The 21,779-nt window shown below is 61.4% G+C and carries 17 protein-coding genes; 12 read left to right on the plus strand and 5 right to left on the minus strand.

Annotated features, from left to right (window positions below):
* Nucleotides 1-2: 2 nt before the first annotated feature.
* Nucleotides 3-899 carry a helix-turn-helix domain-containing protein gene (locus tag ACSPX5_RS17390; RefSeq protein ID WP_169431671.1) on the minus strand — a complete coding sequence of 299 codons (897 nt, stop codon included), beginning with the start codon at nucleotides 897-899 and terminating at the stop codon, nucleotides 3-5.
* Between the two features lie 189 nt (nucleotides 900-1,088).
* Here ACSPX5_RS17390 and pobA point away from each other — a divergent pair, with 189 nt between their 5' ends.
* Complete coding sequence (pobA, locus tag ACSPX5_RS17395) at nucleotides 1,089-2,273, plus strand: 4-hydroxybenzoate 3-monooxygenase (protein ID WP_439822039.1); 1,185 nt, start codon at nucleotides 1,089-1,091, stop codon at nucleotides 2,271-2,273.
* A gap of 79 nt (nucleotides 2,274-2,352) precedes the next feature.
* On the plus strand, nucleotides 2,353-3,870 hold the full coding sequence (locus ACSPX5_RS17400; protein ID WP_439819979.1) for an MDR family MFS transporter: 1,518 nt from the start codon (nucleotides 2,353-2,355) through the stop codon (nucleotides 3,868-3,870).
* 44 nt (nucleotides 3,871-3,914) lie between these two features.
* Here ACSPX5_RS17400 and ACSPX5_RS17405 read toward each other — a convergent pair whose 3' ends face one another.
* From ACSPX5_RS17405 to ACSPX5_RS17420, 4 genes are all read right to left on the minus strand, one after another.
* Nucleotides 3,915-4,760: a cache domain-containing protein gene (locus ACSPX5_RS17405; protein WP_169431673.1), complete on the minus strand. Its 846-nt coding sequence runs from the start codon at nucleotides 4,758-4,760 to the stop codon at nucleotides 3,915-3,917.
* 133 nt (nucleotides 4,761-4,893) lie between these two features.
* Nucleotides 4,894-5,751 (minus strand): ATPase, encoded by an 858-nt coding sequence (locus ACSPX5_RS17410; RefSeq protein ID WP_439819980.1) that lies wholly within the window; start codon nucleotides 5,749-5,751, stop codon nucleotides 4,894-4,896.
* 117 nt (nucleotides 5,752-5,868) lie between these two features.
* The gene (locus tag ACSPX5_RS17415; protein WP_439819981.1) at nucleotides 5,869-6,861 is read right to left on the minus strand and encodes an NAD-dependent epimerase/dehydratase family protein; all 993 of its coding nucleotides are present in this window, start codon (nucleotides 6,859-6,861) and stop codon (nucleotides 5,869-5,871) included.
* 54 nt (nucleotides 6,862-6,915) lie between these two features.
* The gene (locus tag ACSPX5_RS17420) at nucleotides 6,916-7,809 is read right to left on the minus strand and encodes a LysR family transcriptional regulator ArgP (protein ID WP_169431676.1); all 894 of its coding nucleotides are present in this window, start codon (nucleotides 7,807-7,809) and stop codon (nucleotides 6,916-6,918) included.
* Between the two features lie 96 nt (nucleotides 7,810-7,905).
* Between ACSPX5_RS17420 and ACSPX5_RS17425 the strand changes: the two genes are divergently transcribed.
* The 10 genes from ACSPX5_RS17425 (at nucleotide 7,906) to ACSPX5_RS17470 (ending at nucleotide 21,756) form a co-directional block, all read left to right on the plus strand.
* The gene (locus ACSPX5_RS17425; protein ID WP_085709558.1) at nucleotides 7,906-8,307 is read left to right on the plus strand and encodes an ACT domain-containing protein; all 402 of its coding nucleotides are present in this window, start codon (nucleotides 7,906-7,908) and stop codon (nucleotides 8,305-8,307) included.
* A gap of 5 nt (nucleotides 8,308-8,312) precedes the next feature.
* The gene (locus tag ACSPX5_RS17430; RefSeq protein WP_207866736.1) at nucleotides 8,313-8,915 is read left to right on the plus strand and encodes a LysE/ArgO family amino acid transporter; all 603 of its coding nucleotides are present in this window, start codon (nucleotides 8,313-8,315) and stop codon (nucleotides 8,913-8,915) included.
* A gap of 176 nt (nucleotides 8,916-9,091) precedes the next feature.
* Nucleotides 9,092-9,688 (plus strand): superoxide dismutase, encoded by a 597-nt coding sequence (locus ACSPX5_RS17435; protein ID WP_016773431.1) that lies wholly within the window; start codon nucleotides 9,092-9,094, stop codon nucleotides 9,686-9,688.
* Between the two features lie 353 nt (nucleotides 9,689-10,041).
* Complete coding sequence (locus ACSPX5_RS17440; protein ID WP_085709556.1) at nucleotides 10,042-12,093, plus strand: putative bifunctional diguanylate cyclase/phosphodiesterase; 2,052 nt, start codon at nucleotides 10,042-10,044, stop codon at nucleotides 12,091-12,093.
* Nucleotides 12,094-12,283: 190 nt separating this feature from the next.
* Nucleotides 12,284-13,624, plus strand: a complete 1,341-nt coding sequence (locus ACSPX5_RS17445) for an imelysin family protein (protein ID WP_207866735.1) — start codon at nucleotides 12,284-12,286, stop codon at nucleotides 13,622-13,624.
* Between the two features lie 154 nt (nucleotides 13,625-13,778).
* Nucleotides 13,779-15,206 carry a di-heme oxidoreductase family protein gene (locus tag ACSPX5_RS17450; RefSeq protein WP_439819982.1) on the plus strand — a complete coding sequence of 476 codons (1,428 nt, stop codon included), beginning with the start codon at nucleotides 13,779-13,781 and terminating at the stop codon, nucleotides 15,204-15,206.
* Between the two features lie 26 nt (nucleotides 15,207-15,232).
* Nucleotides 15,233-16,297 carry an imelysin family protein gene (locus ACSPX5_RS17455; RefSeq protein ID WP_207866734.1) on the plus strand — a complete coding sequence of 355 codons (1,065 nt, stop codon included), beginning with the start codon at nucleotides 15,233-15,235 and terminating at the stop codon, nucleotides 16,295-16,297.
* 14 nt (nucleotides 16,298-16,311) lie between these two features.
* Nucleotides 16,312-17,412: a DUF1513 domain-containing protein gene (locus ACSPX5_RS17460; protein WP_439819983.1), complete on the plus strand. Its 1,101-nt coding sequence runs from the start codon at nucleotides 16,312-16,314 to the stop codon at nucleotides 17,410-17,412.
* A 146-nt stretch (nucleotides 17,413-17,558) separates the two neighbouring features.
* Nucleotides 17,559-18,707 (plus strand): efflux RND transporter periplasmic adaptor subunit, encoded by a 1,149-nt coding sequence (locus tag ACSPX5_RS17465; RefSeq protein ID WP_169431683.1) that lies wholly within the window; start codon nucleotides 17,559-17,561, stop codon nucleotides 18,705-18,707.
* A 13-nt stretch (nucleotides 18,708-18,720) separates the two neighbouring features.
* Nucleotides 18,721-21,756: a multidrug efflux RND transporter permease subunit gene (locus ACSPX5_RS17470; protein ID WP_439819984.1), complete on the plus strand. Its 3,036-nt coding sequence runs from the start codon at nucleotides 18,721-18,723 to the stop codon at nucleotides 21,754-21,756.
* Nucleotides 21,757-21,779: the final 23 nt, after the last annotated feature.

Raw genomic sequence — 21,779 nt, forward strand, 5'->3', positions numbered from 1 at the left:
GTTCAGGCGTCGTCGTTCTGCTCGGCCTTCAAGCGGTCGCGGAACGCCTTTGGCGAGATCCCCACCCGGCGCCGGAACAGGCGCGTGAAGTTGGTCGGATCGGAAAAACCCAACACCTCGGACATCTCGTAAATGGTCATGCCGGTGTAAGTCAGCAGCCGCTTGGCTTCCAGCAACTGGCGTTCGTGCATGATCTGCAACGCCGGCTGCCCCGCCAGTTCGCGGCAGGTGCCGTTGAGGTGCGAGACGGAAATTCCCAGGCGATGAGCCAGGTCCTCGACCTTGACGTGCTGTCGGTACGTCTCCTCTACCAGTTGGATAAAGCCATTGAGGTATTCGCGCTGACGGTGTGGTCGTTGCTTGGCGTTGTGACGGTGGATCGCCTGACGGCTGACCCAGACCATGATCACGCTCACCAGCGAATGCATGAGCATTTCCCGCGCCGGTTGATGGCCGTTGTACTCGGCCTGCAACGCAGCAAACAGACTGTTGAGGTAGTCCGCATCCTTGCCCGCCGGGTAGCTTTCGGCCTGGGCCAGGGCCTGCACCGCGTTGCCCAGCTGCGCCTGCAAGTGGTTGATCAATGGCGTGGCCAGGGTGACGACAAATCCTTCGACGTCCTCGGAAAAACGGAATCCATGCACCGATAACGGCGGCAGGATCTGGATCGCGGCTTCGTTCAGTTGCGTGCGTTGGCCTTCGATTTCAAGCTCTGCCTGACCTTTGAATACGAAGAGCAACTGGCACAAATCGGCGTGGCGGTGGGGTTTGATTTCCCATTGGTGTTCGCGGCTGCGTTTGGAAATGGTTTCACAGTGCAGCAAGTCAGGGGTCGGCCAGTCCAGGCTTTCACCGTAGAGCTTGAACACCGGAATCGAAGGCAGGTCAGGCTTGTTCATCACTTCAATCCAGGCCTCTCGAGGTTTGCGGGCGATAATCGCACCGATTGGCAGAATGTACAGGTATCGGCTCAGTTTTCACCTTCAATTGACAGACCCGCAAGGGAAAAATGCAAGCACTCGAATCCTGAAAATCATTCACCGGCCGCTGTCGCGTGAACCTTGCGAGTCATAAAAACAATGAAAACGCTGAAAACCCAAGTCGCCATCATTGGCGCCGGTCCGTCCGGATTGTTGCTCGGCCAACTGTTGCACAATGCCGGCATCGACACCCTGATTATCGAGCGCCAGACCCCTGACTATGTGCTCGGCCGAATTCGCGCCGGGGTCCTTGAACAGGGCATGGTAGAGCTGTTGCGCGAGGCTGGCGTGGGCCAGCGGATGGACGCTGAAGGGCTGGTGCACGGTGGTTTCGAACTGGCCCTCGACGGGCGTCGGGTGCACATCGATCTGCAGGCGCTGACCGGTGGAAAAACCGTGATGGTCTATGGCCAGACCGAGGTTACCCGCGACCTGATGGCCGCTCGTCGGGAGACCGGCGGACAGACAATCTACGAAGCCAGCCATGTCGTTCCCTGCGGCATGAAAAGCGACGAAGCCTATGTCACGTTTGAAAAGGACGGCGAAACCTGGCGCGTCGATTGCGATTACATCGCCGGTTGCGACGGTTTCCACGGCGTGGCGCGTCAGTCGATTCCGGCGGACTGCCTGAAGGTGTTCGAACGGGTTTATCCGTTCGGCTGGCTGGGGATCCTCGCCGATACGCCACCGATTCACGATGAACTGGTCTACGCCCGCCACGAGCGCGGCTTCGCCCTGTGCAGCATGCGTTCGGCGACCCGCACCCGCTATTACCTGCAAGTGCCGGCCGAGGAAAACGTCGACGACTGGTCGGATCAGCGATTCTGGGATGAACTGCGCAGTCGTCTGCCGAAAGATCTGGCGCAGAAGCTGGTGACCGGTCCATCGATTGAAAAGAGCATCGCGCCGCTGCGCAGTTTTGTGGTCGAGCCGATGCAGTACGGGCGGATGTTTCTGGTGGGCGACGCGGCGCATATCGTTCCGCCGACCGGGGCCAAGGGTTTGAACCTGGCGGCCAGCGACGTCAGCACGTTGTTCAGGATTCTGCTGAAGGTCTACCGCGAAGGTCGCACTGAGTTGCTGGAGAAGTACTCGGAAATCTGCCTGCGTCGGGTGTGGAAAGCCGAGCGGTTTTCCTGGTGGATGACCTCGATGCTGCACCGTTTCGACGAGCACGACGATTTCAGTCAGCGCATCAGCGCCTCGGAACTGGACTACTTTGTCAGTTCAGAAGCGGGACAAAAAACCATTGCAGAAAATTACGTCGGGCTTCCTTATGAGGCTATCGAATAGCCTGCTACCGACTTACACTGGCGAGCATCCACCCGCTCGCCTTGCCCCTGCGGGTCAATCACTGCCCGCAGGTTCGCCCGTGACCAATCTCAACCATCCCGAAACGCCCAAACCGGCCATTCGCAGCGTGCTGGTCGCGCTGATGATGGCGATTTTTCTCGGCGCGCTGGACCAGACCATCGTCGCTGTATCCATGCCGGCCATCTCCGCACAGTTCAAGGATGTCAGCCTGCTGGCCTGGGTGATTTCCGGCTACATGGTGGCGATGACCGTGGCGGTGCCGATCTACGGCAAACTCGGTGACCTGTACGGGCGGCGCAAATTGATGCTGTTCGGCATGGGCCTGTTCACCCTCGCCTCGCTGTTCTGCGGCATGGCCCAAAGCATGGAACAACTGGTGCTGGCGCGGATTTTCCAGGGCATCGGTGCCGGCGGGATGATTTCGGTGAGTCAGGCAATCATCGGCGACATAGTCCCGCCCCGGGAACGCGGACGCTATCAGGGTTACTTCAGCAGCATGTACGCGGTGGCCAGTGTTGCCGGCCCGGTACTGGGCGGCTACATGACCGAATATCTTTCGTGGCGCTGGGTGTTCCTGATCAACCTGCCGCTGGGCATCGGCGCGTACTGGGTGGCCCGACGCAATCTGGTCGGCCTGCCGATTCCCCAGCGCAAACCAGTCATCGATTACCTCGGCACGCTGCTGATGATCATCGGCCTGACCGCGCTGTTGCTGGCGATCACTCAGGTGGGCCAGGGCCATGCGTGGCGCAGCAGCGAAGTGCTCGGACTGTTCGCTTGCGCGGTAGCGGTGCTGGCGGTGTTCGTCTGGCATGAGCGGCGAGCCCGCGAGCCATTGCTGCCGATGCATCTGTTCACCAATCGCAGCGCTCTGCTGTGCTGGTGCACGATTTTCTTCTGCAGCTTCCAGGCGATTTCGTTGATTGTGTTGATGCCGTTGCGCTTCCAGAGCGTAACCGGTGCCGGCGCCGACAGCGCCGCGTTGCACTTGCTGCCGCTGGCAATGGGCCTGCCGATCGGCGCGTACTTCGCCGGACGTCGCACATCGATCACCGGGCGCTACAAACCGCAGATTCTCACCGGTGCGCTGCTGATGCCGATCTCGATCCTCGGCATGGCCTTCAGCCCGCCCGATGCGACGCTGATCAGCAGCCTGTTCATGTTGCTCAGCGGTATCGCCGGCGGCATGCAGTTTCCGACTTCGCTGGTCGGCACGCAGAATTCGGTCGAACAGAAGGACATCGGCGTCGCCACCAGCACCACCAACCTGTTCCGCTCCCTGGGCGGCGCGGTGGGCGTGGCGTTGATGTCGGCGCTGCTGCTGGCGTTGTTGCAGGACTCCAGTTTCGCTCACCTGACCGGCGCATCGCTGATCGGCGAAGGTCATTCCGGCAACGTGCTGCTCGATGGCCTGAACGCGGCGCCCGGCGATGCGCAGAATGCCTTGCGTGCCGAGTTGCTGGTGACATTCCGGCATTTGCTGATGGTCAGCGCCGGGGTGTCGCTGCTCGGGCTGGCGGCGGCGATTGCCATGCCGAACCGTTTGCTGCGGGGCCGTGAGCACGGCGCCCGCTGATTGATGCCGATGGCTCCCACGCGCGGCGTGGGAGCTTCCAGGAATCAAGCGCTGTAATAACCGACCGCCACCAGCAGATTTCCGACCTTCTTCAGGTAGGCATGTTTGTCCTCGACCTTGCCGGTCACCGGGTTCTTCCAGCGATATTCGTACTCGCCCTCATCCTGCTTGCCGATCAACGCCAGAATCGGCTCGCCCACCGGTTTGCCTTCCGGGTCATCGACCTTGGCGAAATCGGTGTTGATCAACCGCAGGTTGGTGCCATGGGCGACGTAACGCCGGGTGTTCAAATCCACAACGAACACATACAGGTCATCCTGCAGATACCCCCCCTTGAGCGAGTTGATCGCGGACAGTGTGCCCTTCTCGTCCCTGGTCAGATCGGTGGCGGCTTTGTCGAGCAAGGCCTTCGCCTGCTCTGCCGACGCACGCGGCAAGTAATAACCGACCGCCAGAATTCGCTGACCGATGCGTTGATAGTAAACGTGCTTGCGCTCGACCTTGCCGTCGGCCCAGTTCTGCCAGCGGTATTCGGCCTGCTGAATGCCGTTGCCTTCCGGCACTTTCAGGGCGTCCTTGAAGGACTTCTGCAAGTCCGGCCCGAGGACTTCGCTCACGTCGCGACCGATCAATGCCGACGACGGCCCTCCGCTGGCGAGCATCACGCCCTTGGTATCGACCACGAACACGTAGCGATCCTTGTCGACGAACTCGCCCTGTCGGCTGAACGCCGCGAACGCCTTGTCGCCGTTGTCGTGATAGTAGGCCAGTGCCTTTTCCAGCAAGGCGATGGCAGCCTTGCTGTCGTCCTTTTCCGTAGCCCCATTGGCCTGGCCGAAACTCAACAGCAGCACCGCACCGAGCCAGGCCAGTTTTTGCACAAACCCCATGACGCATCCCTCGTTCTTGTTGATGTTTCAAGAGCGTAGACGGCCTGAAGGCAGGTATGGATATTCAGAAAGGTTCTGAATGTTGCGAGGGGGATTGCGGCGAGGGAACACGCTCCCTCGCCGCAGAGGTGGCTCAAGGCCGGGCGTTGAGTTGCTGTTGCAGGTTCTGGATCTGCGCCTGCAGAGTGTTGATGTTACGGGTCATCTGCCCGCGGAACGCATCGAACTCGGCCGTGTTGGTGCCGCCCTGGGAAGCAGCCGGGCGGTTGTCCTGCTCACTTTTGAGCACAACGATTTCCTGCTCCAGACGCTCGATGGCGGCGTTGGAACTGCCTTGTTTCTTCAGCGCCGTGATGTCCGCCCCCAGACTCTTGAACTGCGCATCGAAGCCCTTGAGTTGCGCTTCGACCTTGCTGGTGTCGGCCGGTGTGCTTTTCAACGTCGCCAACTCTGCACTCAGGGCTTTGACCTGGGCCTGCAACTGGGTATTGGCGTTTTGCTGCTCGGTGGCCTGGGCGGTCATCTGCGCCAGGCGCTTGTCCAGATCCGTCGCCTGTCCGGCCACACCCTGTTGCTGCCTGCTCTGATCCTGAAGCGCGTTTTGCAGCTGTTTGATCTGCAGTTTCAGGGCTTCACTGTCGGTGTTGACGTTGGTCTGGCTGGCCACGACCTTGCCGGAAATGTCCTGCAGTCGCCCCGCCGCTTCTTCACTGATCCGCGCGAAACTTTCCTGGGTCGCCACCAGTTGCTGCTCCATCAGCGAGATCTGCTGGAAACTCCACCAGGCCAGGCCGATGAAGGCAAAGAACAGGGCGCCGACCAGCGCCCACAATGGCCCGGTGCTCGCAGACTTGACCTTGACCACCGGCGGCGTGCGCGAGTGTACGGACGTACGGGCTGTGGTGGGAAAATCATCGTCATCGAGGGTGTCGGCACGCAGACTGGGTACATCATCGAAATCGTCGTCGTGGGCATCGTTACGCATGGACATTGAGGCAACCTTTGTGAAACGCGGTAATGGCTGATTGCGGCGCAGTATAACCCCCCGCAGCCGCAGGGATTGACCCTCTGGCGGCGACGGGGTTCACGATCAGCCGGTCGACTTGTTTCAATGAATGTCCTGGGCTTTCCACCAGCCGCAGAACTCATCGAGGGCCGCCCACAGGCTGACCTTCGGATCGTAGTCGAGATAATGCCGGGCGCGGCTGATGTCGAGGGTGAAATTTTTGTTCATCACCTGCATGCCCAGGCGCGACAGGGTCGGCTCGGGACGGCCCGGCCAAAGCTTGCAGGCCGCTTCGTTGAGTGCCGCGACACTGTAGGCCAGCCCGTAGGAACGGTACTTGGTGACTTGTGGGACTTCCATTTTGCGCATCACGTAATTGACCACATCCCACAGCGGCACCGGGGCGCCATTGCTGATGTTGTAGGCCTTGCCCAGCGCCGAACCGGCAGCCAGCAGGCTGCTCAACAACGCTTCGTTGAGGTTGTGCACGCTGGTGAAGTCGACCTTGTTCAGGCCGTTGCCGATGATTGCCAGACGCCCTTTGCGCTGCATCTTCAGCAGGCGCGGAAAAATGCTCATGTCCCCGGCGCCGGTGACGAAACGCGGGCGCAGGGCCAGGGTTTCGAGGCCGAATTCCTGAGCGCCGAAGACTTTCTGCTCCGCCAGATACTTGGTCGCCGCATAGTGATGCTTGAAACGCTTGGGCACCTGCTCTTCGGTCAGGCCGAGGTGGTCGCGGCCGTCAAAGTAGATCGACGGCGACGACAGGTGCACCAGGCGCCGCACCCGCTGTTTGAGGCAGGCTTCAACCACGTTTTCGGTCACTTGCACGTTGCCCTGATGAAAGTCCTGATAACGGCCCCACAACCCGACGGATCCGGCGCAGTGCACCACGGCTTCGACATCGCTGCACAGCGCACGCACCAGGTCCGGGTCGCTCAAGTCGCCTTGAACGAACTCGGCACCGCGACGTACCAGATGCTCGACACCCTCGGCCCGGCGACCGTTGACCCGCACGTCCAGGCCCTGCTCCAGGGCGAAACGCGCAAAGCGTCCGCCAATGAAGCCGCTTGCGCCGGTGACCAGAATTTTCATGTAGAGCTCCGCTGTCTTTCGTTTTGCCTGATTCGTGAGTCTTGACGCTGGCCGTCAGTCCAACGGCACCAGCCATTGCGCCGACGAGCGCACCAGTTGCTCGGTCAACAGCCCGAGCAACTGACCGCCATTGCGCCAATGATGCCAGTACAACGGCACGTCGATCGGTTTATCTGGCAACAGTTCGCGCAACAGGCCGCGTTCCAGTTGCTCGCGCACCTGTAATTCCGGCACCAGTCCCCAGCCGAGCCCGGCTTCGGTCAGACGGATAAAACCTTCGGAGGATGGACACAAATGGTGTTCGAAACCGCCATCGACACCGAGGGACGCAAGGTATCGATGTTGCAGAAAGTCGTCCGGACCAAACACCAGCGCCGGGGTACGCGGCAGTTGGGCGGCCTGCACGCCGTCGGGGAAATGCCGCTCGATGAACGCCGGGCTGGCCAGCGCCCGATAGCGCATGGCGCCGAGCAATACGCTGCGGGCGCCGGCCACCGGTCGTTCACTGGCACACAGACATGCGGCGACTTCACCGGCGCGCATGCGCTTGAGGCCGACGGTCTGGTCTTCGACGATCAGATCCAGCAACAGATGTTGTTCGGCGCAGAAGTCGCCCACCGCCTCAGCCCACCAGGTGGCCAGGCTGTCGGCGTTCAGCGCGATGCGCAGCCGTTCCGGCAAGCCCTCCTCGTCCAGCGCCGGCACCAGCGTCTGCAGATCCCGTTCGAGCAGGCGCACCTGCTGCACATGGTTGAGCAGCCGCCGGCCAATCTCGGTGGGTGACGGCGGCGTGCCGCGCACCAGAACCGGCTGGCCGACCCGCGCCTCCAACAGTTTGATCCGCTGGGAAATCGCCGATTGCGAAAGGCCCAGCACCTGAGCCGCCCGTTCGAATCCGGCCTGCTCGACCACGGCGGCCAGAGCGGAAAGCAATTTGTAGTCGAACATCAGTTTTCCTAATGAGCGATCAGCACTATTGGTTTTTCTTATACAGCGTCTGCCCGGAGAATAGCCAGCAAGCACTCTTTATCAAGGACCACCCCCATGGCTGGCGAAACCTCGTTGACCACCCTGCTGCGCAGCATGAGCCCGCAGCTCAATGCCGGCGAATACGTGTTCTGCACCTTGCGCGACGGCCAATTGCCGAGCGGCCTGGAGATCGTCGGCAGTTTCCGTGAACAGGAAGGCCTGACGGTGATTCTCGAACGGTCCCACGCCGAGCGCGCCGGTTTCAGCTTCGACTACGTCGCAGCCTGGATCACCCTGAACGTGCATTCGGCGCTGGAAGCCGTCGGTCTGACCGCCGCTTTCGCCACCGCACTGGGCAAGGCCGGTATCAGCTGCAACGTGATTGCCGGCTATTACCACGACCATTTGTTCGTCGGTCAGGCCGACGCCGAACGCGCCATGCAAGTGCTGCGCGATCTCGCAGCCAACGCGGAGTAACCGTCATGTGGCAAAGCTATACCAACGGTTTACTGGTAGCGTTCGGGCTGATCATGGCGATCGGCACGCAGAACGCTTTTGTCCTGGCCCAGAGCCTGCGGCGAGAGCATCACCTGCCGGTCGCGGCGCTGTGCGTCGCCTGCGATGCGTTGCTGGTGGCGGCAGGGGTTTTCGGTCTGGCCACGGTGCTGGCACAAAACCCGACCTTGCTGGCGGTCGCCCGCTGGGGCGGCGCGGTGTTCCTGATCTGGTACGGCAGCCAGGCGTTGCGCCGGGCCTGCTCGAAACAGAGCCTGCAACAAGGTGAAAACCAGACCGTGCGCTCGCTGCGGGCAGTGATGCTCAGCGCCCTGGCGGTGACCCTGCTCAACCCGCACGTCTATCTCGACACCGTTCTGCTGATCGGTTCTCTCGGTGCGCAACAGTCGGTGCCCGGCGCGTATGTCGTCGGCGCGGCAAGTGCTTCGCTGCTGTGGTTCTTCACCCTGGCGTTCGGCGCGGCATGGCTGGCGCCGTGGCTGGCACGGCCGAGTACGTGGCGGATTCTGGATCTGTTGGTGGCAGTGATGATGTTCACGGTGGCGGGACAATTGATAATCGCCAGCTGAATTATTCCAAAAGGCTCTGGAACCTCTATCCCACACAGTTGTTGCGTGGTTAAGCCGCACCCCCGGTGCTATGATCCGAACCCTGCGCCGCAAAGAGTAAAAACTCGCCGGTGCATTTCTGGCCGCCCGTGATCGGCCTTGCGCTCACCGCAACAGACCTGATTAGGAGAATCATCATGGCTTTCGAATTGCCGCCGCTGCCTTACGCACACGATGCCCTGCAGCCGCACATTTCCAAGGAAACCCTGGAATTCCACCACGACAAACACCACAACACCTACGTCGTGAACCTGAACAACCTGGTGCCAGGCACCGAGTTCGAAGGCAAGACCCTGGAAGAGATCGTCAAGACTTCCTCGGGCGGCATCTTCAACAACGCCGCTCAGGTCTGGAACCACACTTTCTACTGGAACTGCCTGGCGCCAAACGCCGGCGGTCAACCAACCGGCGCGCTGGCTGATGCCATCAACGCAGCTTTCGGTTCGTTCGACAAGTTCAAGGAAGAGTTCAGCAAAACCTCGATCGGCACTTTCGGTTCCGGCTGGGGCTGGCTGGTGAAAAAGGCTGACGGTTCCCTGGCCCTGGCCAGCACCATCGGCGCCGGCAACCCGCTGACCAGCGGCGACACCCCGCTGCTGACCTGCGATGTGTGGGAACATGCTTACTACATCGACTACCGTAACCTGCGTCCTAAGTACGTCGAGGCGTTCTGGAACCTGGTCAACTGGAAGTTCGTGGCCGAGCAGTTCGAAGGCAAGACCTTCACCGCTTAAGCTGCACGCCAGACAAAAACCCGGCTATAGCCGGGTTTTTTCTGCCCGCAGAAATCATCGGGGGTGCGTCTCATCACAAACAGGGCCTTTTCCCACACGCAAAGCAGCCCTTCTCGCCTTGCTCCCAAGCCACGGCGAACTAACATCAAAAGAGGAAAAATTGTCCGACGCCCTCAAGTTGGAGGCCAAAACTACCGACACAGTACAACCAGGGCAAATACCCCATGCAGCAGCATTTCGGCCAACGCCACGGACAAATTTTCCGCGGCTCGATTGTCCCTTTGACTGCCAACACGGGATTGCCAATACTCATGGCAACTTGACGCTACCCGCACGGAACAAGGAATAACCCTTTGAAGCTGGAACTCAAGAACAGCTTGTCGGTGAAGTTGCTCCGGGTCGTGCTCCTGTCGGCATTGATCGTCGGCGTAGTCTTGAGCTGTGCGCAGATCGTTTTCGATGCCTATAAAACACGCCAGGCCGTCGCTGGCGACGCCGAACGCATCCTCGACATGTTCCGCGATCCCTCGACCCAGGCGGTCTACAGCCTGGACCGGGAAATGGGCATGCAGGTGATCGAAGGCCTGTTCCAGGACGACGCCGTGCGCCAGGCCTCCATCGGGCATCCCAACGAAGCGATGCTCGCGCAGAAATCCCGTGAATTGCAGCAATCCAGCAGCCGCTGGCTGACCGACCTGATTCTCGGCCAGGAACGCACGTTCACCACTCAACTGGTGGGGCGTGGTCCCTACAGCGAGTATTACGGCGACCTGAGCATCACCCTCGACACCGCCACTTACGGCCAGGGCTTCATCGTCAGTTCGGTGATCATCTTCATTTCCGGCGTGCTGCGCGCCCTGGCCATGGGCCTTGTGTTGTATCTGGTCTATCACTGGCTACTGACCAAACCACTGTCGCGGATCATCGAACACCTCACCGAGATCAACCCGGACCGCCCCAGCGAACACAAGATTCCGCAGCTCAAGGGCCACGAGAAAAACGAGCTCGGGATCTGGATCAACACCGCCAACCAGTTGCTCGAGTCCATCGAACGCAACACCCATCTGCGCCACGAAGCGGAAAACAGCCTGCTGCGCATGGCCCAGTACGACTTCCTCACCGGCCTGCCGAACCGCCAGCAACTGCAGCAGCAACTGGACAAGATTCTGGTGGATGCCGGCAAGCTGCAGCGGCGGGTCGCCGTCCTTTGCGTAGGTCTGGACGATTTCAAAGGCATCAACGAACAATTCAGCTATCAGACCGGCGACCAATTGCTGCTGGCCCTGGCTGATCGACTGCGCGCCCACAGCGGTCGCCTCGGCGCCCTCGCCCGTCTCGGCGGCGACCAGTTCGCTCTGGTGCAGGCCGACATCGAACAGCCTTACGAAGCGGCGGAACTCGCGCAAAGCATCCTCGATGACCTGGAAGCGCCGTTCGCCCTCGATCATCAGGAAATCCGCCTGCGCGCGACCATCGGCATCACTCTGTTCCCCGAGGACGGCGACAGCACCGAAAAGCTGCTGCAGAAAGCCGAGCAGACCATGACCCTGGCCAAGACGCGCTCGCGCAACCGCTATCAGTTCTATATCGCCAGCGTCGACAGCGAAATGCGCCGCCGTCGCGAACTGGAAAAAGACCTGCGCGATGCCCTGTTGCGGGATCAGTTCTACCTCGTCTACCAACCACAGATCAGCTACCGCGATCACCGCGTGGTCGGCGTCGAGGCCCTGATCCGCTGGCAACATCCGGAGCACGGACTGGTGCCGCCGGACCTGTTCATTCCGCTGGCCGAACAGAACGGCACGATCATCGCCATCGGCGAATGGGTGCTGGATCAGGCCTGCAAGCAACTGCGCGAATGGCACGATCAGGGTTTCGTCGACCTGCGCATGGCCGTCAACCTGTCCACCGTGCAACTGCACCACGCCGAGCTGCCGAGAGTGGTCAACAACCTGTTGCAGATGTACCGCCTGCCACCGCGCAGCCTGGAACTGGAAGTCACCGAAACCGGCCTGATGGAGGACATCAGCACCGCCGCCCAGCACCTGCTGAGCCTGCGCCGTTCCGGCGCACTGATCGCCATCGACGACTTCGGAACCGGCTATTCCTCGCTGAGCTATCTCAAGAGTCTGCCGCTGGACAAGATCAAGATCGACAAGAGCTTCGTCCAGGACCTGCTGGATGACGACGATGACGCGACCATCGTTCGCGCCATCATTCAACTGGGCAAGAGCCTGGGCATGCAGGTGATCGCCGAAGGCGTGGAAACCGCCGAACAGGAGACCTATATCATCTCCGAAGGCTGCCACGAAGGTCAGGGATATCACTACAGCAAACCGCTGCCGGCGCGGGAACTGAGCGTCTATCTCAAGCAGGCGCAACGCAGCAACGCAGCGATTCTCTGAAACCTCCGGCAACGGACTCCCCGCCACTGATACCGGGAAGAACCCACACCGTTGATCCCGCGCCCCCCGGTGCAAACAGGAAATATTTCCAGCTACAACCCTTTACACATAATGCGAAAGATTTGCATTATGTCGCAGCTTTTGCGCCCCCCGCGCCTGTCCACTCAATTACCGAAGCAGGATGTTCGCCATGATTCGTATGCCTCTGGCTACCGCCAGTCTGCTGGCCATCGCCATTTCCCTCGCCGGTTGCGGCGAAGGCAAAGACAAGGCCGCCGCTCCAGCTGCGCCGACGCCAGCCGCCAGCACCGCCGCACCGGCGGCTGCCGCTGCCGGCAAAGTCGACGAAGCCGCTGCCAAGGCTGTGGTCGCGCACTACGCCGACATGGTCTTCGCCGTCTACAGCGATGCCGAATCCACCGCGAAAACCCTGCAGACCGCTATCGACGCCTTCCTTGCCAAGCCAAACGCCGACACCCTGAAGGCTGCTCGTGAAGCCTGGATCGCCGCCCGCGTTCCTTACCTGCAAAGCGAAGTGTTCCGCTTCGGCAACACCATCATCGACGACTGGGAAGGTCAGGTTAACGCCTGGCCGCTGGACGAAGGCCTGATCGACTACGTCGACAAATCCTACGAACACGCACTGGGCAACCCGGGCGCCAACGCCAACATCATCGCCAACACCGAAGTTCAGGTCGGCGAAGACAAGGTCGACGTCAAGGACATCACTCCGGAAAAACTCGCCAGCCTGAACGAGCTGGGAGGTTCCGAAGCCAACGTCGCCACTGGCTACCACGCCATCGAATTCCTGCTCTGGGGCCAGGACCTGAACGGCACCGGCCCTGGCGCCGGCAACCGTCCGGCGTCGGACTACCTGGAAGGCAAAGGCGCCACTGGCGGTCACAACGACCGTCGTCGTGCCTACCTGAAAGCCGTGACCCAGCTGCTGGTCAGCGACCTGGAAGAAATGGTCGGCAACTGGAAGCCGAACGTGGCCGACAACTACCGCGCCACCCTGGAAGCCGAACCGGCTGAAAGCGGCCTGCGCAAAATGCTGTTCGGCATGGGCAGCCTGTCCCTGGGCGAGCTGGCCGGCGAGCGCATGAAGGTGTCCCTCGAAGCGAACTCCCCGGAAGACGAACAGGATTGCTTCAGCGACAACACCCACAACTCGCACTTCTACGATGCCAAAGGCATTCGTAACGTCTATCTGGGCGAGTACACCCGCGTCGACGGCACCAAGATGACCGGCGCCAGCCTGTCGTCGCTGGTGGCCAAGGTTGACCCGGCTGCCGACACCGCGCTGAAAGCCGATCTGGCCGCTACCGAAGCCAAGATCCAGGTCATGGTCGATCACGCCAACAAGGGTGAGCACTACGACCAGTTGATCGCCGCCGGCAACACCGCTGGCAACCAGATCGTCCGTGACGCCATCGCCTCGCTGGTCAAGCAGACCGGCTCGATCGAAGCGGCTGCCGGCAAACTGGGCATCAGCGACCTGAACCCGGACAACGCCGATCACGAGTTCTGATCGACACTGTCTATTGAACAAGGCGACCTTCGGGTCGCCTTGTTCGTTTCGGCCGGCCTGACTTGTATCAAGTAAACGATAATTCCTCTTATTCAAACCCCCTCGCCCTGTTAGACTTTGCGCCTTTAAATTCGCCCCTCTTGCAGGAAGTCTGATGCCGTCGCTGCCTCTTCGCTTGTCCGCGCTGTTTCTGGCCCTTGGCCTGAGTGCCTGCGATGACGCCCCGCGTTTCACCAAGGCCGAGCCCGGCGAAGCCCGCTCCGGCGGCGCCGCGACCGTACGCAAGACGGATCAGAATGCGTTCTCCCTGCCCTCGGCCAACCTGCCACCTTCGCGTCGGGTGGATTTCAGCGTCGGCAACAGTTTCTTTCGCAGTCCCTGGGTGATCGCACCGTCGACCACCACCGCCCGCGATGGCCTCGGCCCGCTGTTCAACACCAACGCCTGCCAGGGCTGCCACATCAAGGATGGTCGCGGACATCCGCCGCCCCCGGACGCGCCAAACGCCGTATCGATGCTGGTGCGTTTGTCGATTCCCGATGCGCCACAGTACGCCGGATTGATCGAGCAGGTCGGCGTGGTGCCGGAACCGGTTTACGGCGGGCAGTTCCAGGACATGGCCATCCCCGGCGTCGCACCGGAAGGCAAAGTGCGGGTCGATTACACGCCAGTACCGGTGCGCTTCAAGGACGGCACCGAAGTCGAGCTGCGCAAACCGGTGTTGCAGTTCACTCAGTTAGGCTACGGCCCGATGCACCCGGACACACGTTTCTCCGCACGCGTTGCACCACCGATGATCGGCCTGGGTCTGCTCGAAGCGATCCCCGAAGCAGCGATCCTCGCCAACGCCGCCGCGCAGGCCAAAGAGAAAAACGGTATCAACGGCCGGCCCAACCGGGTCTGGGACGACGCGCAGCAAAAGACCGTGATGGGCCGATTTGGCTGGAAAGCCGGACAACCGAACCTCAATCAACAAAATGTTCACGCGTTTTCCGGTGATATGGGCCTCACCACGAGCCTGAGACCGTTTGATGACTGCACCGACGCACAAGTGGCCTGCAAACAGGCCCCGAATGGCAATGGCCCGGACGGCGAACCCGAAGTCAGCGACAACATTCTGCGCCTGGTGTTGTTCTATACCCGCAACCTCGCCGTTCCTGCTCGCCGTGACGTCAACGATGCTCAGGTGCTGGCCGGCAAGAGCCTGTTTTTCCAGGCGGGTTGTCAGTCCTGTCACACGCCGAAATACACCACCGCCGCCAACGCGGCCGAACCTGAACTGGCCAATCAAGTGATTCGTCCGTACAGCGATCTGCTGCTGCATGACATGGGCGAAGGCCTGGCCGACAACCGCACCGAGTTCCAGGCCAGCGGCCGCGACTGGCGCACGCCGCCGCTGTGGGGCATCGGCCTGACGCAGACGGTCAGCGGCCACACCCAGTTTCTGCACGACGGCCGCGCCCGCAACTTGCTCGAAGCCGTGCTCTGGCATGACGGCGAGGCGAAAGCGGCGCAGCAACAGGTTTTGTCTTTCAATGCCGAGCAGCGTGCCGCGCTGCTGGCGTTCTTGAATTCACTTTAAACACTTAAAAGAATCGGGAGCCCGACATGTTCCGTCCCAAGCTGTTGTTCACCAGCCTTGCCGCACTGGCCCTCGGCGCGTGCTCGCCGCAGGATCCACAAGCCGTGACCTCGGCCGCCATCGCCAAATCGGTGATCCTGCCGACCTACACCCGCTGGGTCGAGGCCGACAGGCAACTGGCCGTCAGCGCCCTCGCCTATTGCCAGGGCAAAGAAACCCTGGACACCGCCCGTGCCGACTTCCTGCATGCACAGAAAGCCTGGGCCGAGCTGCAACCGTTGCTGATCGGTCCACTGGCCGAGGGCAACCGTTCGTGGCAGGTGCAATTCTGGCCGGACAAGAAAAACCTGGTCGGCCGTCAGGTCGAGCAACTGGTCACCGCCCAGCCGCAGATCGACGCCGCTGCCCTGGCCAAGTCCAGCGTCGTGGTACAAGGCCTGTCCGCTTACGAATACATCCTGTTCGACGCCAAGCCTGACGTAGCCAATGACGCGCAGAAAGCCAAATACTGCCCACTGCTGGTGGCCATCGGCGAGCGTCAGAAACAACTGGCCGAAGAGATTCTCAGCAGCTGGAACACGACCGACGGCATGCTCGCACAGATGAGCAAATTCCCGAACCAGCGCTATGCCGACTCCCACGAAGCGATCGCCGATCTGCTGCGGGTACAGGTGACCGCTCTCGATACCCTGAAGAAAAAACTCGGCACGCCGATGGGCCGCCAGAGCAAGGGCGTACCTCAGCCGTTCCAGGCTGACGCGTGGCGCAGCCAGTCGTCCATGGAGGCGCTGGAAGCCAGCCTCGCGGCGGCCAGAACCGTCTGGGAAGGCGTCGACAACAAAGGTCTGCGCGGCCTGCTGCCGGCTGAGCAGAAACCGTTGGCGGACAAGATCGATGCCGCCTACGCGGCGTCGCTCAAACTGTTCGACAGCACCCAGCGCTCGCTGACCGAAATGCTCAACGATGACGCCGGTCGCCAGCAGCTCAACGACATCTACGACAGCCTCAACGTCGTCCACCGCCTGCACGAAGGCGAACTGGCCAAGGCGCTGGGCATCCAACTGGGCTTCAACGCCAACGACGGTGACTGATGAGGGCAAGTGCCATGCTGCGACGCCAGGCTCTGACTTTAGGTAGTTTGCTGCTGGGAGCAGTGACACTGGGCGGCTGGACGCTGTTCAAGCGCAAGGATCAGAGCCCGCTGCTGCTGTCGGCGCGGGACGACACCGACGGCAAGCACTATGCCGTCGGTTACCGGCTGGACGGCACCCGGGTGTTCGCCACCGAAGTCGACCAGCGCTGCCACGACATCATCAATCACCCGACGCTGCCGATCGCGCTGTTCGTCGCCCGCCGTCCGGGCACCGAGAGCTACCTGATCGACCTGCGCGACGGTGCACTGCTGCAAACCGTGACCTCGCAGCCGAACCGGCATTTCTACGGCCATGCGGTGATCCATCACAGCGGCGATTACCTGTATGCCACCGAGAACGACACCACCGATCCGGGCCGCGGCCTGCTCGGGGTGTACAAGTTCGAAGGCGAACGGCTGGTGCACAGTGGAGAGCTTTCCACTCACGGGCTCGGCCCGCATCAGGTGTCGTGGATGCCCGACGGTGAAACCCTGGTGGTGGCCAACGGCGGGATCCGCACCGAGGCTGAAAGCCGGGTCGACATGAACCTCGACGCCATGGAGCCAAGCCTGGTCCTGATGCAACGCGACGGCACCCTGCTGAGCAAGGAAACCCTCGCCCAGCAGATGAACAGCGTGCGCCACCTAGGGATCGCCAGCGACGGCACCATTGTCGCCGGCCAGCAATTCATGGGGCCTTCCCACGAGCGCTCGGAGCTGCTGGCGATCAAACGTCCCGGCCAGCCATTCGTGGCGTTCCCGGTGCCGGACCATCAGTTGCAGTCGATGGGGCACTACACCGCCAGCGTCGCCGTGCACAGCGAACTGCGTCTGGTGGCGCTGACCGCACCACGGGGCAACCGCTTCTTCATCTGGGATCTGGACAGCGGCGAAGTGCGCCTCGATGCACCGTTGCCCGACTGCGCCGGCGTCGGTGCGGTGAAGGACGGCTTTGTCGTGACCTCGGGGCAAGGACGTTGCCGCTATTACGATTGTCGCCAGGATGAACTGCTGGCCAAACCGCTGGATCTGCCCGCAGGGCTCTGGGACAACCATCTGCACCTGATGGCCTGAAGATCGCCGCCGACTGTCCCGTCGGCGGTGCTCCCCTCCTCCACTTTATCCCCTCATACCCTGTAAAAACTGGCAGTTGGAATCCCTGCCGGAGTCGGGGTAATGTTCCCGCCTGTCTCGCCTGATTTTCTCCAAGGAACTGGAATATGCTGCGTCGCCGCATGTTGATCATGTTGGGTGTTGTACTGCTGATCGTTCTGCTCCTCGCCGGTTACAAGGCCTTCTCGATCTACACGATGATCCAGGGCTTTTCCAAACCGAAACCGCCGATCAGCGTCGCCGTGGCCACAGCCACCGAGCGCCCGTGGCAGATGCGCCTGCCCACCGTCGGCACATTGAAGGCGCTGCAGGGTGTCGAGCTGAGCCTGGAAGTCGCCGGCACCGTTACCGAGCTGAAATTCGAATCGGGACAGAAGGTCAAGGCCGGGCAGCCGTTGCTGCAACTCGACAGCGCCGTCGAGTCCGCATTGCTGGAAACCGCCAAGGCCGACCTCGGTCTGGCACAGCTGGACTTCGGCCGCGGCAGCCAGCTGGTGGGCAGCAGTGCCATCTCCAAGGGCGAATTCGACCGACTGTCGGCGGTGCTGCAAAAGAACCGGGCCACGGTCAATCAGCTCAATGCGTCGCTGGCGAAAAAACGCATCGTCGCGCCGTTCAGTGGCACCATCGGCATCCGTCAGGTCGACGTCGGCGACTACCTCGCCAGCGGTACGAAAATCGCCACCCTGCAGGATCTGAGCAGTCTCTACGCGGACTTCTACGTGCCCGAGCAATCGGTGCCGAAACTGGCGATCGGCCAACCGGTACAGCTATCGGTGGCCGCCTATCCCGGCCAGAACTTTGCCGGCGCCATCAGCGCCATCAACCCGATCGTCGAAAGTACCACTCGCAACATTCTGGTTCGCGCCACGCTGGCCAACCCCGATGGCAAGTTGCTGCCGGGCATGTTCGCCAGCCTTGAAGTCCTGCTGCCTGATCCGCGCAAACACATCGTCGTACCGGAAAGCGCGATCACCTACACCCTCTACGGCAACTCACTGTACGTGGTCGGGCAGAAGAAAGCCGAGGACGGCAGCGTCGAGAAGGACGACAAGGGCCAACCGGTACTGATTGCCGAGCGCCGCTTCATCGAGACCGGCGAACGCCGCGATGGCCTGGTGATGATCAACAAGGGCGTACAGAGTGGCGAACAAGTGGTGACGGCCGGCCAGATCAAACTGGACAACGGCGCCCACATCGCCATCAGCGACGACAAGACCCTCGGCGAGCAGAACAGTCCGCGCCGCGTCGACTGATCAAGGAATTCCCATGGCCTTTACCGATCCGTTCATCCGTCGCCCGGTGCTTGCCACCGTGGTCAGCCTGCTGATTGTGCTGCTGGGCTTCCAGGCCTGGAGCAAGCTGCCGCTGCGCCAATACCCGCAAATGGAAAACGCCCTGATCACGGTGACCACCGCTTACCCCGGGGCGAATGCCGAAACCATCCAGGGCTACATCACCCAGCCGATGCAACAGAGCCTGGCCAGCGCCGAGGGTATCGACTACATGACCTCGGTCAGTCGCCAGAACTTCTCGGTCATCTCGATCTACGCGCGCATCGGCTCCAACAGCGACCGGCTGTTCACCGAGCTGTTGGCCAAGGCCAACGAGGTGAAGAACAAGCTGCCCCAGGATGCCGAAGACCCGGTGCTGAGCAAGGAGGCCGCCGATGCCTCGGCGCTGATGTACATCAGCTTCTTCAGCAAGGAGTTGAGCAACCCGCAGATCACCGACTACCTGTCACGGGTGATCCAGCCGAAACTGGCCACCCTGCCGGGCATGGCCGAGGCGGAAATCCTCGGCAACCAGGTGTTCGCCATGCGCCTGTGGATCGACCCGGTGAAACTCGCCGGCTTCGGCCTCAGCGCCAGCGACGTGACCAACGCGGTGCGCCAGTACAACTTCCTTTCCGCTGCCGGCGAAGTGAAAGGCGAGTACGTGGTCACCAGCATCAACGCCAACACCGAACTGAAGTCCGCCGAGGCCTTCGGCAAGATCCCGCTCAAGGTCAGCGGCGATAGCCGCGTCCTGTTGAGCGATGTGGCGCGGGTGGAAATGGGCGCCGAGAACTACAACTCCATCAGTTCCTTCGGTGGTACACCCTCGGTGTACATCGGGATCAAGGCAACCCCCGGCGCCAACCCGCTGGAAGTGATCAAGGAAGTGCGCAAGATCATGCCGGAGCTGGAAGCCCAGCTACCGCCCAACCTCAAGAGCGAGATCGCCTACGACGCCACGCTGTTCATCCAGGCCTCCATCGACGAAGTGGTGAAAACCCTGTTCGAGGCGGTGCTGATCGTGATCGTGGTGGTGTTCCTGTTTCTGGGTGCCCTGCGCTCGGTGGTGATCCCGGTGGTGACCATTCCGCTGTCGATGATCGGCGTGATGTTCTTCATGCAGATGATGGGTTATTCGATCAACCTGCTGACCCTGCTGGCAATGGTGCTGGCCATCGGGCTGGTGGTGGACGATGCCATCGTCGTGGTGGAAAACATTCACCGGCATATAGAGGAAGGCAAGACGCCGCTGGAGGCCGCGCTCGAAGGCGCCCGGGAAATTGCGATGCCGGTGGTGTCGATGACCATTACCCTGGCCGCGGTGTATGCACCGATCGGTTTCCTCACCGGGCTGACCGGGGCCCTGTTCAAGGAGTTCGCGCTGACCCTCGCCGGCGCCGTGGTGATTTCCGGCATCGTCGCCCTGACGCTGTCGCCGATGATGTGCGCGCTGCTGTTGCGCCACGAGGAAAACCCCACTGGCCTGGCCCATCGACTCGACCTGATCTTCGACAGCCTCAAGCGTCGTTATCAGAGCATGCTGCATGGCACCCTCGATACGCGCCCGGTGGTGCTGGTGTTCGCAGTAATCGTGCTGTGCCTGATTCCGGTGCTGCTCAAGTTCACCAAATCGGAACTGGCACCGGACGAAGACCAGGGCATCATTTTCATGATGGCCAACGCACCGCAACCGACCAACCTCGACTATCTGAACACCTACACCGACGAATTCGTGAAGATCTTCAAGGAGTTTCCGGAGTACTACTCGTCGTTCCAGATCAATGGCTACAACGGTGTGCAGAGCGGCATCGGCGGTTTCCTGCTCAAGCCATGGAACGAGCGCAGCCGCACCCAGATGCAGATCCTTCCCGAGGTACAAGGCAAGCTCGGCAGCATTCCCGGCCTGCAGATCTTCGGTTTCAACCTGCCGTCCCTGCCCGGCACCGGTGAAGGCCTGCCGTTCGAATTCGTGATCAACACCGCCAACGACTACGAGCCGCTGTTGCAGGTGGCCGACCGGATCAAGAAGCGTGCGATGGAGTCGGGCAAGTTCGCGTTCGTCGACCTGGACCTGGCCTTCGACAAACCGGAAGTCGTAGTCGATATCGACCGCGCGAAGGCGGCGCAGATGGGCGTGTCGATGCAGGATCTGGGCGGCACGCTCGCCACCCTGCTGGGTGAGGCGGAGATCAACCGGTTCACCATTGAAGGCCGCAGCTACAAGGTTATCGCCCAAGTGGAACGGGCCTATCGTGACAACCCGGACTGGCTGAACAACTACTACGTGAAAAACACTCAGGGCGAGTTGCTGCCGCTGTCGACCCTGATCACCGTGACCGACCGGGCACGACCGCGACAGCTTAACCAGTTTCAGCAATTGAACGCGGCGAAGCTGTCCGGGTTTCCGCTGGTCAGCATGGGCGAAGCCATCGACAGCGTGTTGCAGATCGCCCGGGAAGAAGCCCCGGCCGGTTTTGCCTTCGATTACGGCGGTGCGTCGCGACAGTTCGTGCAGGAAGGCAGTGCGCTTTGGGTGACTTTCGCCCTGGCGCTGGCGATCATTTTTCTGGTGCTGGCCGCGCAGTTCGAGAGTTTCCGCGATCCGCTGGTGATCCTGGTGACGGTACCGCTGTCGATCTGCGGGGCGCTGATTCCGTTGTTCCTGGGCTGGTCGAGCATGAACATCTACACCCAGGTCGGGCTGGTGACGCTGATCGGCCTGATCAGCAAACACGGGATTCTGATCGTCGAGTTTGCCAATCAGTTGCGCAAGGAAAAAGGCCTGACGGCACGCGAGGCCGTTGAAGAGGCGGCGGCGATTCGCTTGCGGCCGGTGCTGATGACCACTGCCGCCATGGTGTTTGGCATGGTGCCGTTGATCGTGGCCAGCGGTGCAGGCGCAGTAAGCCGCTTTGATATCGGCACGGTGATCGCCACCGGGATGTCGATCGGGACGTTGTTCACGCTGTTTGTCCTGCCTTGCGTCTACACCTTGCTGGCCAGGCCCGATCCAAAGCCTTCCAGTTGATGCCGCCATAAAAAAGGCCTCGC

It is taken from the genome of Pseudomonas sp. HLG18 (genome assembly GCF_051903985.1).
Taxonomy (GTDB): Bacteria; Pseudomonadota; Gammaproteobacteria; order Pseudomonadales; family Pseudomonadaceae; genus Aquipseudomonas; species Aquipseudomonas fluorescens_BT.

What these genes read in the sequence shown, in the direction of transcription:
- ACSPX5_RS17390 (WP_169431671.1), bottom strand. Translation starts at nt 899, where the DNA reads ATGAACAAGCCTGACCTGCCTTCGATTCCGGTGTTCAAGCTCTACGGT.
- ACSPX5_RS17405 (WP_169431673.1), bottom strand. Translation starts at nt 4,760, where the DNA reads ATGGGGTTTGTGCAAAAACTGGCCTGGCTCGGTGCGGTGCTGCTGTTG.
- ACSPX5_RS17410 (WP_439819980.1), bottom strand. Translation starts at nt 5,751, where the DNA reads ATGTCCATGCGTAACGATGCCCACGACGACGATTTCGATGATGTACCC.
- ACSPX5_RS17415 (WP_439819981.1), bottom strand. Translation starts at nt 6,861, where the DNA reads ATGAAAATTCTGGTCACCGGCGCAAGCGGCTTCATTGGCGGACGCTTT.
- ACSPX5_RS17420 (WP_169431676.1), bottom strand. Translation starts at nt 7,809, where the DNA reads ATGTTCGACTACAAATTGCTTTCCGCTCTGGCCGCCGTGGTCGAGCAG.
- ACSPX5_RS17425 (WP_085709558.1), top strand. Translation starts at nt 7,906, where the DNA reads ATGGCTGGCGAAACCTCGTTGACCACCCTGCTGCGCAGCATGAGCCCG.
- ACSPX5_RS17430 (WP_207866736.1), top strand. Translation starts at nt 8,313, where the DNA reads ATGTGGCAAAGCTATACCAACGGTTTACTGGTAGCGTTCGGGCTGATC.
- ACSPX5_RS17435 (WP_016773431.1), top strand. Translation starts at nt 9,092, where the DNA reads ATGGCTTTCGAATTGCCGCCGCTGCCTTACGCACACGATGCCCTGCAG.
- ACSPX5_RS17445 (WP_207866735.1), top strand. Translation starts at nt 12,284, where the DNA reads ATGATTCGTATGCCTCTGGCTACCGCCAGTCTGCTGGCCATCGCCATT.
- ACSPX5_RS17450 (WP_439819982.1), top strand. Translation starts at nt 13,779, where the DNA reads ATGCCGTCGCTGCCTCTTCGCTTGTCCGCGCTGTTTCTGGCCCTTGGC.
- ACSPX5_RS17455 (WP_207866734.1), top strand. Translation starts at nt 15,233, where the DNA reads ATGTTCCGTCCCAAGCTGTTGTTCACCAGCCTTGCCGCACTGGCCCTC.
- ACSPX5_RS17460 (WP_439819983.1), top strand. Translation starts at nt 16,312, where the DNA reads ATGCTGCGACGCCAGGCTCTGACTTTAGGTAGTTTGCTGCTGGGAGCA.
- ACSPX5_RS17465 (WP_169431683.1), top strand. Translation starts at nt 17,559, where the DNA reads ATGCTGCGTCGCCGCATGTTGATCATGTTGGGTGTTGTACTGCTGATC.
- ACSPX5_RS17470 (WP_439819984.1), top strand. Translation starts at nt 18,721, where the DNA reads ATGGCCTTTACCGATCCGTTCATCCGTCGCCCGGTGCTTGCCACCGTG.